Origin of the sequence: Shinella sp., from assembly GCF_049651085.1 — a bacterium.
Taxonomy (GTDB): Bacteria; Pseudomonadota; Alphaproteobacteria; order Rhizobiales; family Rhizobiaceae; genus Shinella.
The window spans coordinates 40,925-55,836 of the sequence record NZ_JBASBL010000030.1 but is presented as its reverse complement, the minus strand read 5'-3'; the positions used below and the strand labels follow the sequence as shown (position 1 = coordinate 55,836).

Annotated in this window: 15 protein-coding genes; 9 read left to right on the top strand and 6 right to left on the bottom strand. The window is 65.0% G+C overall.

Going from position 1 to position 14,912, the window contains the following annotated elements; translation table 11 throughout:
* Window positions 1-111 precede the first annotated feature (111 nt).
* The 3 genes from WA950_RS20960 (at window position 112) to WA950_RS20950 (ending at window position 2,862) form a co-directional block, all read left to right on the top strand.
* Entirely contained in the window at window positions 112-1,065 is a 954-nt protein-coding gene (locus tag WA950_RS20960; protein WP_424553678.1) for an ABC transporter substrate-binding protein, read from the top strand.
* Between the two features lie 124 nt (window positions 1,066-1,189).
* Window positions 1,190-2,068: an ABC transporter permease gene (locus WA950_RS20955; RefSeq protein WP_424553677.1), complete on the top strand. Its 879-nt coding sequence runs from the start codon at window positions 1,190-1,192 to the stop codon at window positions 2,066-2,068.
* Window positions 2,068-2,862 carry an ABC transporter ATP-binding protein gene (locus WA950_RS20950; RefSeq protein WP_424553676.1) on the top strand — a complete coding sequence of 265 codons (795 nt, stop codon included), beginning with the start codon at window positions 2,068-2,070 and terminating at the stop codon, window positions 2,860-2,862. Before WA950_RS20955 ends, WA950_RS20950 begins: the two co-directional genes overlap by 1 nt.
* Before the next feature lie 27 nt (window positions 2,863-2,889).
* Here WA950_RS20950 and WA950_RS20945 read toward each other — a convergent pair whose 3' ends face one another.
* Together WA950_RS20945 and WA950_RS20940 are read right to left on the bottom strand one after the other, a co-directional pair.
* The gene (locus tag WA950_RS20945) at window positions 2,890-3,531 is read right to left on the bottom strand and encodes a LysE family translocator (RefSeq protein ID WP_424553675.1); all 642 of its coding nucleotides are present in this window, start codon (window positions 3,529-3,531) and stop codon (window positions 2,890-2,892) included.
* 83 nt (window positions 3,532-3,614) lie between these two features.
* Window positions 3,615-4,466, bottom strand: coding sequence for an SDR family NAD(P)-dependent oxidoreductase (locus WA950_RS20940; protein WP_424553674.1), 852 nt, complete (start codon window positions 4,464-4,466; stop codon window positions 3,615-3,617).
* A 182-nt stretch (window positions 4,467-4,648) separates the two neighbouring features.
* Here WA950_RS20940 and WA950_RS20935 point away from each other — a divergent pair, with 182 nt between their 5' ends.
* Window positions 4,649-5,872 (top strand): argininosuccinate synthase, encoded by a 1,224-nt coding sequence (locus WA950_RS20935; protein WP_424553673.1) that lies wholly within the window; start codon window positions 4,649-4,651, stop codon window positions 5,870-5,872.
* A 52-nt stretch (window positions 5,873-5,924) separates the two neighbouring features.
* Here the strand turns inward: WA950_RS20935 and WA950_RS20930 are convergent, their stop codons facing one another.
* Together WA950_RS20930 and WA950_RS20925 are read right to left on the bottom strand one after the other, a co-directional pair.
* Entirely contained in the window at window positions 5,925-7,127 is a 1,203-nt protein-coding gene (locus tag WA950_RS20930; RefSeq protein WP_424553748.1) for a multidrug effflux MFS transporter, read from the bottom strand.
* A gap of 11 nt (window positions 7,128-7,138) precedes the next feature.
* The gene (locus tag WA950_RS20925; RefSeq protein WP_424553672.1) at window positions 7,139-7,618 is read right to left on the bottom strand and encodes a MarR family winged helix-turn-helix transcriptional regulator; all 480 of its coding nucleotides are present in this window, start codon (window positions 7,616-7,618) and stop codon (window positions 7,139-7,141) included.
* A 167-nt stretch (window positions 7,619-7,785) separates the two neighbouring features.
* On the opposite strand from WA950_RS20925, the gene WA950_RS20920 reads away from it, so the two are divergent.
* Window positions 7,786-8,427, top strand: coding sequence for a LysE family translocator (locus WA950_RS20920; protein ID WP_424553671.1), 642 nt, complete (start codon window positions 7,786-7,788; stop codon window positions 8,425-8,427).
* Window positions 8,428-8,455: 28 nt separating this feature from the next.
* Here WA950_RS20920 and WA950_RS20915 read toward each other — a convergent pair whose 3' ends face one another.
* Entirely contained in the window at window positions 8,456-9,850 is a 1,395-nt protein-coding gene (locus tag WA950_RS20915; protein ID WP_424553670.1) for a sensor histidine kinase, read from the bottom strand.
* On the bottom strand, window positions 9,847-10,521 hold the full coding sequence (locus tag WA950_RS20910) for a response regulator (protein WP_424553669.1): 675 nt from the start codon (window positions 10,519-10,521) through the stop codon (window positions 9,847-9,849). The genes WA950_RS20915 and WA950_RS20910 overlap by 4 nt, the downstream gene beginning before the upstream one ends.
* A gap of 78 nt (window positions 10,522-10,599) precedes the next feature.
* On the opposite strand from WA950_RS20910, the gene WA950_RS20905 reads away from it, so the two are divergent.
* From WA950_RS20905 to WA950_RS20890, 4 genes are all read left to right on the top strand, one after another.
* A complete protein-coding gene (locus WA950_RS20905) occupies window positions 10,600-11,667 on the top strand; it encodes an ABC transporter substrate-binding protein (RefSeq protein WP_424553668.1) in 1,068 nt (355 codons plus the stop codon).
* Between the two features lie 225 nt (window positions 11,668-11,892).
* Entirely contained in the window at window positions 11,893-12,837 is a 945-nt protein-coding gene (locus WA950_RS20900) for a Bug family tripartite tricarboxylate transporter substrate binding protein (protein ID WP_424553667.1), read from the top strand.
* Window positions 12,834-13,322 carry a tripartite tricarboxylate transporter TctB family protein gene (locus WA950_RS20895; protein WP_424553666.1) on the top strand — a complete coding sequence of 163 codons (489 nt, stop codon included), beginning with the start codon at window positions 12,834-12,836 and terminating at the stop codon, window positions 13,320-13,322. Before WA950_RS20900 ends, WA950_RS20895 begins: the two co-directional genes overlap by 4 nt.
* 9 nt (window positions 13,323-13,331) lie before the next feature.
* Window positions 13,332-14,849, top strand: a complete 1,518-nt coding sequence (locus WA950_RS20890) for a tripartite tricarboxylate transporter permease (protein WP_424553665.1) — start codon at window positions 13,332-13,334, stop codon at window positions 14,847-14,849.
* Window positions 14,850-14,912 lie beyond the last annotated feature (63 nt).

Sequence of the window (14,912 nt, the reverse complement as noted above, 5' to 3'; positions counted from 1 at the left end):
CCGTCCGGACCTCGCATCAGAAAATATGATCGACTCAACGGCTTCCGAGAATTGATTTGAACCGCGGTTTTGCCTAGAACCAGCTTAAAATCAATCTAGGGAGAACAATCCATGCGCCACCTTCTGCTTGCCGTCGCGGCTTCGCTCGCGATTTCCATGCCTGCCAAGGCTGAAGACGTCACGGTTGCCGTGACCGCCATCGTCGAACATCCGGCGCTCGATGCAGCCCGTGACGGCGTGAAGGAAGTGCTGGAAGCGGCCGGCTACAAGGAAGGTGAGAACCTCAAGTTCCTCTACGAGTCGGCGCAGGGCAACCCCGCGACGGCCGCGCAGATCGCCCGCCAGTTCGCCGGCGAAGAGCCGAACGTCATCGTGCCGATCTCCACGCCGTCCGCCCAGGCCGTCGTTTCCGCGACGAAGGACATCCCGGTCGTCTTCACGGCCGTCTCCGATCCGCTCGGCGCGCAGCTCGTTTCGGACATGGACAAGCCGGCTGGCAACGTCACGGGCCTTTCCGACATGTCGCCGGTTGCCGAGCACCTGGCGCTGATCAAGGAAATCCTGCCCGAAGCCAAGACTGTCGGCTTCCTCTACAATTCCGGTGAGGCGAACTCCGTCTCGCTGCTCGCCGTGCTGAAGGAAGAGGCTGAAAAGGCCGGCCTGACGGTCGTCGAATCCGCCGCCACGAAGTCCGCCGAAGTACAGGGCGCCGCCCGTGCGCTCGTCGGCCGCGCCGATGCGATCTACATCCCGACGGACAACACGATCATCTCCGCTCTCGAAGGCGCGGTCGCCGTTGCCGAGGAAGCCAAGCTTCCGCTCTTCACCGCCGACACGGATTCCGTATCGCGCGGCGCCATTGCGGCCCTCGGCTTCAACTACAAGGACGTCGGCCGCCAGACGGGCGAGATCGTCGTGCGCATCCTCAAGGGTGAAAAGCCGGGCGACATCGCCGTGAAGGTTGCCGCCGGCACCGACCTCGTCGTCAACAAGGGCGCGGCCGCCAAGATGGGCGTCACCCTGCCGGAAGCCGTCGTCGGCCGCGCGACCAACGTGATCGAATAAACCCGGCTTGCCGGACATGTAGGATCGGAATCAACCGCTGCCGGATCGACCGGCGGCGGTTGATCTGTAAAAAGCCCCTGCCGCACGACCCGCGGAACGGGTGGCAAAAAGAAAGCCGAAAGCCGTGAGCCTGATTGCCTTCTGGGGTGCCGTCGAACTGGGGCTGGTCTTTGCCTTCGTCGCGATCGGCGTTTATCTTTCCTTCCGCGTCCTGGATTTTCCGGACCTGACCGTGGATGGGTCCTTTCCGCTTGGCGCGGCCGTTGCGGCCGTGCTGATCATCGCGGGTGTGAACCCCTGGATTGCCGCGGCGGTGGCCATGGTGGCCGGCGCCATTGCGGGCCTCGTCACGGCGACGCTGAACGTGCGCTTCCGCATCCTCAACCTGCTTGCCTCGATCCTGACGATGATCGCGCTCTTCTCGGTCAACCTGCGCGTCATGGGCAAGCCGAACGTCGCGCTGATCAATGCCGAGACGATGATCAGCCCCTTCTTCGGCCTCGGCCTGCGCGACTTTTACGTTCGCCCGCTGTTCGTCGGCATCCTCGTCGTCATTGCCGTCATCCTCGTCTGGCGCTTCCTCGAGAGCGACGCCGGCCTTTCGATGCGCGCGACCGGCGCCAATGCCCGCATGGCGCGCGCGCAGGGCGTCGACACCAATCGCCAGATCTATTTCGGCATCGCGCTCTCCAACGCGCTGGTTGCGCTCGGCGGGGCGTTGTTTGCCCAGACCAACGGCTTTGCCGATGTCACCTCCGGCGTCGGCACCATCGTCGTCGGCCTTGCCGCCGTCATCATCGGCGAGACGCTGTTTGGCGCACGCGGCATTCTCATGGCGCTGATCGGCTGCGTGCTCGGCTCGATCCTCTACCGCATCGCCATCCAGCTTGCCCTGTCTTCCGATGTGCTCGGCCTCAAGGCTTCCGACCTCAACTTCGTGACGGCGCTGCTCGTCACCGTGGCGCTCGTGCTGCCGCGCCTTCGCCGCGGGGGAGCCGCCTGATGATCTCCGTTACCGACATCAAGGTCACCTTCGGCAAGGGAACGCCGCTGCAGAAGCAGGCGCTGAACGGCATCAGCCTCACCATCGAACAGGGGCAGTTCGTCACCGTCATCGGCTCGAACGGCGCCGGCAAGTCGACGCTGCTCGGTGTCCTGGCGGGCGACGTGATCGCCACCGAAGGACAGGTGAAGATCGGCCCGACGGACGTGACCCGCCTTGGCACCGCCGCTCGCGCCGGCCGTGTCGCCCGCGTCTTCCAGGATCCACTGACGGGGAGTTGCGGCGCCCTTTCGATCGAGGAGAACCTTGCGCTCGCCGCCCGCCGCGGCGAACGGCGCGGTTTCGCTTCGGCCCTCGGGCCGCAGCGCCGTGCGCATTTTCGCGAGCGTATCGCCGAGCTCAATCTCGGTCTTGAAAACCGCATGCGCGACCGCATGGATCTGTTGTCCGGTGGTCAGCGGCAGGCCGTCTCCCTCGTCATGGCGACGCTTGCCGGTTCCGACGTGCTGTTGCTCGACGAGCATACGGCGGCGCTCGATCCGGGCATGGCGGAGTTCATCATGAACCTCACCCAGAAGATCGTTTCCGAGCGCAAGCTGACGACGCTGATGGTGACCCACTCGATGCGCCAGGCGCTCGACTACGGCCATCGCACGGTGATGCTGCATGGCGGCGAGACCGTGCTGGATGTCTCCGGCGACAGCCGCAAGACCCTCCAGGTGGAGGACCTGATCGCCATGTTCCGCAAGATGCGCGGCCAGACGCTGGACGACGACGCCCTTCTGATCGGCTGAGCGACAGACCTGTCGCTCCGGCTTCGCCTATCGCGTCTGCGTGAAAAGTATACTGATGGCGAAGAGCGAGAACACGCCGGCGAAGGTATAGTCGATGGCGCGCAGGACCTTCGGGTTCTGCTGGAGCCAGCCGGAAAGCCTGTCGGCTGCAAGGATCGCGGCAACGGTCACCGGTATGCCGATGATGATGAAGAGCGCACCGAAGACGATCAGCTTGCCTGTGACGTCGGGATCGCCCGCGCTGATGAACTGCGGCAGGAAGGTCATGAAGAAGATGATGACCTTTGGGTTGAGCAGATTGACCCAGAAGCCGGTGGAGATATTCGCCAGCATCGTGTCCTGCGTCCCGTTCCCAGCCTTGACGGAAAAATTCGAGCCGTAACGGATCGCCTGTATGGCCAGCCAGAGCAGGTAGGCCGCGCCGCCAGCCTTCAGGATCGTGAAGGCCATGGGCGAGGCGGTGATCAGCGCCGAAATGCCGAAGGCGACGAGCAGCGTGTGCACCACGATGCCGAGGCTGGTGCCGATGACGAGATAGAGCGCTGCCGCACGTCCCTTCGAAAGGGCGCAGTTGATCGCCAGCGTCATGTCCGGGCCGGGGGTCATGGCAAGCAGCAGGTTCGCGGCGGTGAAGGCAAGAAGCGTCGGCAGCGTGGGCAGGAAATCCATCGGACGGGTCTCGAAAGCCGGAGAAGAGAGCCAACTCTTACCCGGCTTTCGCCAAACTGCCAATCAGCGGCGATGGCCGCCCGTCAAGCGCGCTCGATGAACGCCTTGAACCTGTCGGCATAGTCCTTGTGCCAGCGCGAGAGCGGCGGGCGGTTCTCTATGACGTCGCCCATCGCCCAGGCCATCCGGCGCTCGTCGAGCGTGCGCGAGACGTCGTTGTCCGGGCACAGGATGTAGAAGTCGCCGCGCTCCAGGCTTTCCAGCATGAAATCGACGGTCTGCGCCGGCGTCCAGGCCGCATCGGGCTTTTCGGTGCGCTCGCCCTTCGTGAGGGCGGTGAAGACGAAGCCGGGGATCAGGAGGTGGGCGGAGAGCCTTGCGCCTACGGTATTGCGCAGCTCGTGCTGGAGCGCCTCGGTGAAGACCTTCACGCCCGCCTTGGAGACATTGTAGGCCGGGTTGCCGGGCGGCGTGGTGATACCCTGCTTGGAGCCGGTATTGATGATGAGGCCGGGCTCGCCATGCGCCAGCATGTTGGGCCCGAAGACCTGCGTGCCGTGGATGACGCCCGTCAGATTGACGGCAAGGATATGGTCCCAGTTGGCCTCGGCGCTGAAGACGGATGTGTCCGGCTGGATGCCGGCATTGTTCATCAGCACATGTACGCGGCCGAACCGCTGGAGCACCGCGCGCTCCAGCGCCTCCAGCTCATGCCGGTGGGCGACGTCGGTTTCCACGGCCATGACGTTCGCCTCGCCGCCGATCGCCTCGAGTTCCGCACGCGCTTCGGCCAGCTGGTCGGTGTTGCGGTCGGCAATGGCCACGCACATGCCCGCTTCGGCGAAACGCCGGGCGGCGGCAAGGCCGATACCGGAGGCGCCGCCGGTAACGACGGCGACATTGGCCGGCTTGAGGATGTCCTTGATGGTGGTCATGGGATCGCTCCTTCAATGCTCACTCAGCCAAATATGGGAAGCCATCCGGCAGGATCAAACCCGACTTGTGGTATGCTGCGATGACCCTCGCCCTTGCGTCACGCGCCAATCTCGCTAAAAGTGCCGCGACACTGGGCCTTGCGGGTTTGCCGCGGACTTTTCATGTAACGGACCTCAATATCATGGCATCACATAAAGACGTGAAGAAAGTCGTGCTCGCCTATTCCGGCGGCCTCGATACCTCGATCATTCTGAAGTGGCTTCAGACCGAACTCAATGCGGAAGTCGTGACCTTCACGGCTGACCTGGGCCAGGGCGAGGAACTGGAGCCGGCGCGCAAGAAGGCCGAGATGCTCGGCATCAAGGAGATCTTCGTCGAGGACGTGCGCGAGGAATTCGTGCGCGATTTCGTCTTCCCGATGTTTCGCGCCAATGCGGTCTATGAAGGCGTCTACCTGCTCGGCACGTCGATCGCCCGCCCGCTCATCTCCAAGCACCTGATCGAGATCGCCGCCAAGACCGGCGCCGACGCCATCGCGCATGGCGCGACGGGCAAGGGCAACGACCAGGTCCGCTTCGAGCTTTCCGCCTATGCGTTGAACCCGGACATCAAGATCATCGCGCCGTGGCGCGACTGGTCGTTCAAGAGCCGCACGCATCTGCTCGAATTCGCCGAGCAGCACCAGATCCCGGTCGCAAAAGACAAGAAGGGCGAAGCGCCGTTCTCGGTCGACGCGAACCTTCTGCATTCCTCCTCCGAGGGCAAGGTGCTGGAAGACCCGGCCGTCGAGGCTCCGGAATATGTGCATATGCGCACCATTTCGCCGGAATCTGCGCCCGACAAGGCGACCGTCATCAAGGTCGGCTTCGAGCGCGGCGATGCCGTCTCGATCAACGGCGTGCGGATGTCTCCCGCAACGCTGCTGGCGACGCTCAACAACTACGGCCGTGACAACGGCATCGGCCGCCTCGACCTCGTCGAAAACCGCTTCGTCGGCATGAAGTCGCGCGGCGTCTACGAGACGCCCGGCGGCACGATCCTGCTTGCCGCGCACCGCGCCATCGAGAGCATCACGCTCGACCGCGGCGCCGCGCATCTCAAGGACGATCTGATGCCGCGCTACGCGGAGCTGATCTATTACGGCTTCTGGTTCTCGCCGGAGCGCGAGATGCTGCAGGCGCTGATCGACAGGAGCCAGGAGCATGTCGAGGGCGAGGTGACCCTGAAGCTCTACAAGGGCAATGTCATGGTCATCGGCCGTGAATCGGACAAGTCGCTCTATTCCGACAAGCTCGTCACCTTCGAGGACGACCAGGGCGCCTATGACCAGAAGGACGCTGCCGGCTTCATCAAGCTGAACGCGCTGCGCCTGCGCACGCTCGCCGCCCGCAACAAGCGCGGCTGACCGGCCTCAGCCGAAAATGCAAAGCCCGCTGCCGGAGACGGCGGCGGGTTTTTTATTCCGCCGGCTTCGTCGTGAGCCGAACGTCGCGCGCAAGGACCGCCCGATACCAGGCGTAGGAGACGATCGCCATCAGGCCCATCGCCGGGATGATGGTGCCGAAGGCGAGGAGGGGCAGGCCGACCGCGGCCGCGATCAGGCCGGCGATGAAGCCGGAACCCATCTGGATGAAGCCCATGGCGGCGGAGGTCGAACCGGCAATATGCGGGAAGGGCTCCATGGCCGCGGTCATCATGTAGGGCATGACGAAAGCGATGCCGAAGGCATAGATGCCGACGGGGCCCATCACGCTGAGAAAGGTCGGTTCCATCAGGTGCGAGGTGAGCGCGATCAGGATGCTGCCGATGCCGATGAAGCAGAGGCCGGGAAAGACGATGCGGGCCGGCGGGGTCTGTCGCATCAACTGCCGCACGACGACGGTTCCGGCGAAGAAGAAGCCCGATTGCATGAGCATGCCCACGCCGAACTCGGTCGGCGTCAGGCCGACCCTGTCGATTAGCACGAAGGGCAACATGGTCGCCTGCGCGTAGAGCGCGCCGACGGCCCCCGCCATGACGAGCGTGGCGGAGACGAAGCGGCTGCTCGTGGCAAGTTCCCCATAGGCGCGCAGGATCGGGCCGACACGGCCCTTGGCCGGATCCGGTATCGTCGTCTCGGCCATCCAGAAATAGACGGCGCCGCAGGCGGCGAGCGCAAAGCCGACCATCAAAAAGAAGATCGACTGCCAGCCGAAGAGGCCGAGCGCGAAGCCGCCGAGCGTCGGCGAGACGGCCGGGCCGATGGCAAGCATCATGCCCACCATGTTCATGATGCGGGCGGCCTCGGTGCCGGTGAACTGGTCGCGCACGATGGCGCGCGAGACTGTCATGCCGACGGAAGCGCCGATGCCCTGCACCAGGCGACCGGCAAGCAGCACGCCGACCGTGGGCGCGAGGGCCGCCATCAGGCTGCCGGCCAGATAGATCATCATGAAGACCAGCGTCGTCTTGCGCCGGCCGAGCACGTCCGACATCGTGCCGGAGACCAGCTGCGCAAGGGCGAAGCCGGCGAAATAGAGCGAGAGCGAAAGCTTGATCGCCGATTCCGTCGATCCGAAGGCATGCACCAGCTCGGGCATGGCCGGAGTGTAGAGTGCCATGGAGACAGGACCGAGCGCCACGAGAAAGGCGCTGATGATGCTCGTGCGGCGCTCGCTCATCCTTGCTTTCGTCAACGGTCCACCTCCCTGTCGAGGGCGGAATCGCCTTCCTCGAGGGCAAGAAGATTGGCGCGCAGCCGCTTCAACTGGCCGCGCATCAGGTCCAGCTCCGCCACGTCCATGCCGCTCGTCACATGCTGCATCAGTTCGATCTGCTCGGCCCGGATATTGGCGATGAGCTCGACGGAAGCCGTCGTGGTGAAGATCAGCTTGGCGCGGCGATCGGCCGGATCCGGGCGGCGCTCGATGAAGCCGAGGCTCTGGAGGCGGTCGAGATAGGTGGAGAGCGTCATCGGCTCGATGCCCATGCGCTGGGCGATCTCGAGCTGGCGGCTGCCCTCCAGCGAGGCGATGCGCACGAGGGTGCGCGCTTCGCCCGGCGTGAGGCCCAGACCGGCGGTATTGATGCGGCGCTCGAAAGCGCTGCGCAGCATGCGGGCAACGTCCGTAAGGACGAAACCGAGAGTATCGGGATCGGGGCGGGAGGGCATGATCACTTTCTAGCTTATTATAAGTTTAGCTTACTATACGCCGCCGCAATCGACAACCGTCAACTTGACGGGCGCGGTAGCCGGCGAAATCGCAAAATCGCTCCGGAGCCATCTTGACGAATCCAGCGGCTCGGGCTGGAATGCCTTGAGATTCAAGGGGATTTCCTATGACCAGTTCGATGCTGCTCGGCGCCTTCGGGGCTGCCCTGATCTATGTGCTTATCCCCGGCCCGGCGTTCCTCGCTTTGCTCGGCATCGGGGCCGGACAAGGTCGCAAGGCGGGTGCGCTTTTTCTCGGCGGGCATCTTGCCGGCGACCTCGTCTGGTCGACGCTGGCGCTTGTCGCCATCGTCGGCGCCAAGACGATCGGCACCATGGTCTTCGACGTGCTCGGGCTGTTCTGCGGTTTCTACCTTGCCTGGCTCGGCTGGTCGGCGCTCCGGGCGCAGAAGCGCACGGACGGCGGCGCGATGATGACGGTGGAGCGGCCGCTGCGCCGCGGCCTGATCTTCGGCCTGACCAACCCGAAGGGCTATCCAGTGGCGCTCGCCACCTTCACGGCGCTGCTGGCCAGCTCGTCGAACGCGCTGGATTTCCAGGCGCTGCCCACGCTGCTCGGCGCATCGCTGGTCGGCTTCCTGCTGGCGGACATGGTGCTGGTCGGGATCATCGGAGCAAGCCTGGTGCGCCGTTTCTACCGCCGCCACGAGTTGGCCATCGTGCGCCTGTCCGGCCTGCTCTTCATGGGCTTTGCCGTGCAGGCGATCTGGCATGCCGCACCCGGTCTTCTCGGCTGGCGCAAGTCCTGAAGCAATTCCGGTGAAAGCCGGAAATGCTTTAGGCCGCCGCAATGGCGGGAAAGCGGATCGTCACGGTGAGGCCGCGCCCGTCCGCACCGCTCTCCAGCGCCATCGTCGCGTCGAACAAGGCGGCGATCTCCTCCACGATCGGCAGGCCGAGCCCCATGCCCGGTGCGTCGCGGTGCTCGCCGCGCGAAAAGCGCTGGCAAACGAGGTTGCGTCGCTCGGGGGCAATGCCGGGGCCATTGTCCTCGACGGTCAGCAGGACCGCCTCGCCGTTCGCGCGCACGCTGACCGTCACTTCCGCGCCCTTTCCGGCATAAGCGAGGGCGTTTTCCACGAGATTGCGCAGGAGCTCGCCGAACAGCAGCGGTTCGGCGCGGGCCATCGCCGGGCCGTCGCCCGCATAGCCGAGGTCGATGCCGGCTTCGGCGGCGGCGGGCACGCGGTCGGCGGTCAGTTGCTGGGCAAGCGCGGCGATGTCGATCGGTGCGGGTTTCTGCGGCTCTTTCGAGCCGGCCGCGTCGACCTTCGCCATGAGGAGGAGCTGGGCGAGGATGCGCTCGGCATGGGCGACGGCCGCATCGCCCTTGCGTGCGGCCTCGTGGGCCTCCTCCAGCGTGCCGGCGCGGCTGGCAAGGGCGAGCTGGGTGCGGATGATGGCGAGCGGCGTGCGCAGCTGGTGGCTGGCATTGCCGGAAAAGTGGCGCAGTGCATCGAGCGCCGATTGCAGGCGCACCATGAAGGAATTGACCGTATCGACCAGCCCCTGCACCTCGCTCGGCACGTGCTGTTCGATCGGATGTAGGTCGTTCGGATTGCGCTCGGCGATCGCGTCGCTGAGCCGGTAGAGCGGGCGGAGCGAGACGGTGACGGCAAACCAGACGATGATGGCGGCGCCGGCGATCATCATCGCCAGACGCAGCGCCGAGCGCAGCAGGATGGTGTGAGTCAGCTGGCGGCGGGCAATGGTGGTTTCGGCGACCGTCACGGCGAAGGGCACCGAATTGATGCCGGTGGAGGCTGAGCGCTGCAGCACGGCGATGCGGATCGGTTCGCCGCGGAAGGTCGCGTCCGAAAAGCCGATCGACGGGCCGCCCATATTCGCGCTGGTGGGCAGGGTCTGGTAGCCGGTGATGAACTGGCCGGGCGGCCCGTCGACCCGGTAGAAGACCCGATCCTGCGCGGCCGAGGTCAGCATTTCCAGCGCGACATAGGGGATGTCGACTTCCAGCATGCCGTTTTCCGTTACCACGACACGTTCGGCAATGGCGAGCGCGGAGCCGGCGAGCACCCGGTCCGAGACCGTGTTTGCCGTCTTTACCGCCTCGTAATAGGTATCGACGAGCGCGATGATGCCGATCACCGCCGTCGACACGAGCAGCCACAGGAGAAGGCGCCGGCGGAGCGATGAAGCCGGAAAGAGGGTCAAGCGGCCGCCGCCTTGTCGAGATAGTAGCCGATGCCGCGGGCGGTGCGGACCGTAAGGCCGTGCGGTGCCAGCCGCTTCCTTAGCCGGCTCACATATTGCTCGATAGCGTTGGCGGATAGGTCGTCGTCAAAGGCGGCGAGGGATTGCATGATCGCCTCCTTGGCGACCACCTTGCCGGCGCGCATGAAGAGGATTTCGAGGAGGCCGAGTTCGCGGGCGGGAATGTCGAGCGGCGCTCCCTCGGCGGAGAAGGTGCGCGAATTGAGGTCGAGCGCGACGCCGCCGAAGGTGATGGCGGCTGAGCGCAGGCCCGCCTGCCGGCGCAGCAGCATCCGCACGCGCGCCTCGAACTCGGATATGTCGAAGGGCTTGATCATGTAGTCGTCGGCCCCGAGATCGAGGCCGCGCACCCGCTCCTCAGGCGCGCCGCGGGCCGTCAGGATCAGGACGGCCGCCTTGCTCTTGCGCGCCCGCATGGCGCGCAGAACGTCGAGGCCATCCATTTCGGGCAGCGTCAGGTCGAGAATGACGAGGTCGAAGCTTTCGGAGGCGATCGCGGCATCGGCCGATGTGCCGTCCCGCACCACGTCCACCGCATGGCCGGTGCCCTTGAGGATGGCGAAAAGGCCGTCCGCCAGGGCTTCGTTGTCCTCGACAAGTAGTATGCGCACGTTGTTTGTCCTCCCGCAGGAAGCTTAACGGCGGGCGGCGCACTTGTGAACGGCCTCGCGCTTTGGCAAGGTCACTCCATGCGTCTTGTCCTCATCCTTCTCGCGCTCTTTTGCGCGCCCCTCTCCGCCCAAGCCGAGCCGACTTTCTATCCGGCGCATGGCGGCAATGCCGATGCACCGGTGCTGGTGGTCTATTCCTCGCTCGACGAGCCGCTCGCCCGGCCGATGATAAAGGGGTTTCAGGAGGCTAATCCGGACATAGCGGTGCGCTATGACGAAATGCTGACGGGTGAGGTCTACGACCGCATCGTACGTGAGACGGATGCCGGCGGAAAGACCGCCGACTTCGCCTTCTCCTCGGCGATGGATCTTCAGGTCAAGCTCAGCAATGACGGCTATGCCCAGCGTAGCGACATGCCGATGAGCACACGCTGGCCGGCCTGGGCCAACTGGCGCAATACGGCCTATGCGCTGACCTTCGAGCCTGCCGTCTTCGTCTATCACAAGCCGAGCTTCAAGGGCCGCAAGCCCCCGGCCTCCCGCGCCGAGTTCATCGACTACCTCGAGGAGCAGGGCGAAAAGGCCTATGGCCGCATCGGCACCTACGACATCGAGCGCTCTGGCGTCGGCTTCCTCTTCATGGCGCGCGACCAGGAGCAGTTCGGCGATATCTGGAGCGTGATCCAGGCGATGGGCGCGGCCGGGGTGAAGCTCTATTCTACGAGTTCGGCCATTCTCGAGCGCGTTGCCGACGGACGCTTCGTGCTGGGCTACAACATCCTCGGTTCCTATGCGGCGGACTGGGCCTCGCGCCACCCCGATGTCGGCATCGTCCTGCCGAAGGATTACACGGTCGTCATGTCGCGCATCGGCCTCGTGCCGCAGGCGGCAGCCTCGGCCGAACTCGGCCGGCGCTATCTTGAATTCTTCATGTCGAAGGAGGGCCAGACGATCATGGCGCGCGAGTTGCAGATCGCCGCGGTCAGTCCCGACGTTTCGGGCTCGAACACGGCGCGCACCATGAGCGCGCTGCTCGGCGCGCAGTTGAAGCCCGTGCCCGTGAGCCCCGGCCTGATGGTCTATCTCGACCAGGTCAAGCGTGCCCGGCTGATCGCCCGCTGGAACGAGGTTTTGCGCACGCAATAGGGCTCAAACGCTCGACAATGCGGGCTTGTGCGCTACCATGTCAGGTAGATGTCAGCTTCCTGTGCTGGCTTAGGGGTCTTCATCGTCCGTGGAGGCGGACAGAAGACCGGGAGGAGAATTCTGCCGAAACCGCGCCCGCGAACCATCGTTCGCGCCGCTACGGCCGCCTATCCTCTCGCCACAAGCAACAATGCGCGAAAACCGCGCCTGACGGAGGATACACTCTTGAAACATCTCTTCCTGGCATCCCTCATTGCCGGCGCCATGGCGCTTCCGGCCTTTGCCGCAGACTATTCGATCATGGCGCCTGCCGGCCCGGGCGGCGGCTGGGACCAGACCGCCCGCTCGATCCAGACCGTCCTTCAGGACGAGAAGATTTCCGGCAGCGTGCAGGTCGTGAACGTTCCGGGCGCCGGCGGCACGATCGGCCTTGCCCAGTTCGCCAGTCAGAACAACGGCAATCCGAACGCGCTCATCGTCGGCGGCTACGTCATGGTCGGTGCGATCCTGACCAACCAGTCGCCGGTAACGCTCAAGGACGTGACGCCGATTGCCCGCCTGACCGGCGAGTATGAAGCGATCGTCGTTCCGGCCGCTTCGCCGATCCAGAACATGCAGGACCTCGTGACGGCGCTGAAGGCCGATCCGGGCGCGGTTTCCTGGGCCGGCGGTTCGGCAGGCGGCACCGATCACATCACCGCGGGCCTGATCGCCAAGGCGGCCGGCGTCGATCCGACCAAGATCAACTACGTCGCCTATGCCGGCGGTGGCGAGGCGCTTGCCGCCATCCTCGGCAACCAGGTGACGGCCGGCATTTCCGGCTATGGTGAATTCGAGGCTCAGGTGAAGGCCGGCGCGCTGCGTCTGATCGCCATTTCCAGCGCCGAGCGCATCGAAGGCATCGATGCCCCGACCATCAAGGAAGGCGGCCTCGACGTCGTCGTCGAAAACTGGCGCATGATTGCTGCCGCGCCCGGCATTTCGGATGAGCAGGTAGCGGCCATCAATGGCGACATCGAGAAGCTGGTGAATTCCAACGGCTGGAAGGACGTCCTGAAGACCAAGGGCTGGCAGAACACCTATCTGGCCGGTGAGGCCTTCGCCGAGCAGCTCGACAAGGATGTCGCCGCAACGGAAAGCATCCTCAAGGATATCGGGCTCGTCAAATGAGCGAGGTTCCGTCCTCTAACGAAAAGCGCCGCCCTGATCGGGCGGCGCTGGTCATCGCCCCGGTTCTTTTCATTCTCGCAGGCGTTATCTGGTGGGATGCCGGCCGGCTGGCTGAAATGAGCAACTATTCGCGCATTGGTCCTGCCACGGTGCCGCATGTCGTCGCCATCGGCCTGGCCTTGCTCGCCGTCTGGACGGCCTTCGAGGCCTGGCGCGGCGATTTCCCGGAGCGCGAACCCATCGAGGTGCAGCCGGTTATCTTCATCGTCGCGGGTCTTGCCGGGCAGATGCTGCTGCTCAAGACCGCCGGCTTCTCGATAGCGACCGGCGTGCTCTTCGCGCTGACGGCTTTCGGCTTCGGACGGCGCCAGCTGTGGATCTCGCTGCCGATCGGCATAGCGCTCAGCTTCGTGGTCTATATCATTTTCGGCCGCTTCCTTCAGCTTTCGCTGCCCGCCGGGCCGCTTGAGCATCTGTTCTTCTGAGGATCGACGATGGGTACCTTTGAATTCCTGCTTCAGGGCATCGCCATTGCCGCCCAGCCGATGAACCTGCTCTATGCGCTGATCGGCGTGACGCTCGGCACGGCTGTCGGCGTCCTGCCCGGCATCGGTCCGGCGCTCACCGTGGCGCTGCTGCTGCCCGTCACATACAAGCTCGATCCGGCCGGCTCGCTGATCATGTTCGCCGGCATCTATTACGGCGGCATGTATGGCGGCTCGACGACCTCGATCCTGCTCAACACGCCGGGCGAAAGCGCCTCGGTCGTGACGGCGCTCGAAGGCAACAAGATGGCCCGCGCCGGCCGCGGCGGACCGGCGCTTGCGACAGCGGCGATCGGTTCCTTCGTCGCTGGCCTCATCGCGACGCTCGGGCTTGCCTTCATCGCCCCCTTTGTCGTGAAGTTCGCGCTCTCTTTCGGCCCTCGCGAATATTTCGCGCTGATGGTGCTGGCTTTCGTCACCGTCTCGGCGGCCTTCGGCGATTCGACCCTGCGCGGCCTTACCGCGCTCTTCGTCGGCCTCGGTCTCGCCGTCATCGGCATCGACCAGCAGACCGGCCAGGCAAGGCTTTCCTTCGGTGTTCCGGACCTGCTCGACGGTATCGAGGTGACGACGCTCGCCGTCGCCATGTTCGCCATCGGCGAGACGCTCTATGTCGCCTGTCAGGGCGACCGCATCCCCGAGAAGGTGGAGGCGGTCAAGGGCTCGGTCTGGATGAGCAAGCAGGACTGGGCGCGCTCGTGGAGGCCCTGGTTGCGCGGCACCTTCATCGGCTTTCCGATCGGCGCAATGCCGGCAGGCGGCGCGGATATCGCCAGCTTCCTGTCCTATTCGACGGAAAAGCAGTTCTCCAAGCACAAGGATGAATTCGGCAAGGGCGCCATCGAAGGCGTGGCGGGACCGGAGGCGGCGAACAATGCGTCTGCCGCCGGCACGCTCGTGCCGCTGCTCTCGCTCGGCCTGCCGACGACGGCGACCGCCGCGATCATGCTTGCCGGCTTCCAGCAATACGGCCTCCAGCCGGGTCCGCTGCTGTTTGCCACCAATCCGCAGCTCGTCTGGGGCCTCATCGCCAGCCTGCTCATCGCCAACTTCATGCTGCTGGTGCTGAACCTGCCGCTGATCGGCCTGTGGGTGAAGCTGCTGACGATCCCGAAACCGTGGCTCTATGCCGGCATCCTGCTGTTTGCGACGCTCGGCACCATCGGCGCCAATCCGTCGGTCTTCGAGCTCGGCATGCTGCTCACCTTCGGCCTGCTCGGCTTTGCCATGCGCCTGTTCGGCTATCCGATCGCCCCTGTTGTCGTCGGGCTCATCCTGGGGCCGATGGCGGAGCAGCAGCTGCGCCGGGCGCTGGCGATCAGCCAGGGCGATGTGACGGCGCTCTTCATGTCGCCGATCGCCGCCGTGCTCTTCGTGCTGGCGGCGCTGGCCGTCATCGTGCCGCTCATCCTGCGGGCTCGCGGCAAGGGCGAAGTCCTTTCGCAGTTTGCCGCGAACGAAGACTGACGCTTTCTTTGACGATTGAAACCAATGCAGGCCGGGAACTCGTTTCCGGCCTGCATTGGTTGC

Bases quoted from the DNA above. Each gene is read 5' to 3' on its own strand.
- WA950_RS20945 (WP_424553675.1), bottom strand. From the start codon at position 3,531: ATGGATTTCCTGCCCACGCTGCCGACGCTTCTTGCCTTCACCGCCGCG.
- WA950_RS20940 (WP_424553674.1), bottom strand. From the start codon at position 4,466: ATGACCACCATCAAGGACATCCTCAAGCCGGCCAATGTCGCCGTCGTT.
- WA950_RS20950 (WP_424553676.1), top strand. From the start codon at position 2,068: ATGATCTCCGTTACCGACATCAAGGTCACCTTCGGCAAGGGAACGCCG.
- WA950_RS20960 (WP_424553678.1), top strand. From the start codon at position 112: ATGCGCCACCTTCTGCTTGCCGTCGCGGCTTCGCTCGCGATTTCCATG.
- WA950_RS20920 (WP_424553671.1), top strand. From the start codon at position 7,786: ATGACCAGTTCGATGCTGCTCGGCGCCTTCGGGGCTGCCCTGATCTAT.
- WA950_RS20895 (WP_424553666.1), top strand. From the start codon at position 12,834: ATGAGCGAGGTTCCGTCCTCTAACGAAAAGCGCCGCCCTGATCGGGCG.
- WA950_RS20905 (WP_424553668.1), top strand. From the start codon at position 10,600: ATGCGTCTTGTCCTCATCCTTCTCGCGCTCTTTTGCGCGCCCCTCTCC.
- WA950_RS20890 (WP_424553665.1), top strand. From the start codon at position 13,332: ATGGGTACCTTTGAATTCCTGCTTCAGGGCATCGCCATTGCCGCCCAG.
- WA950_RS20935 (WP_424553673.1), top strand. From the start codon at position 4,649: ATGGCATCACATAAAGACGTGAAGAAAGTCGTGCTCGCCTATTCCGGC.
- WA950_RS20925 (WP_424553672.1), bottom strand. From the start codon at position 7,618: ATGCCCTCCCGCCCCGATCCCGATACTCTCGGTTTCGTCCTTACGGAC.
- WA950_RS20930 (WP_424553748.1), bottom strand. From the start codon at position 7,127: ATGAGCGAGCGCCGCACGAGCATCATCAGCGCCTTTCTCGTGGCGCTC.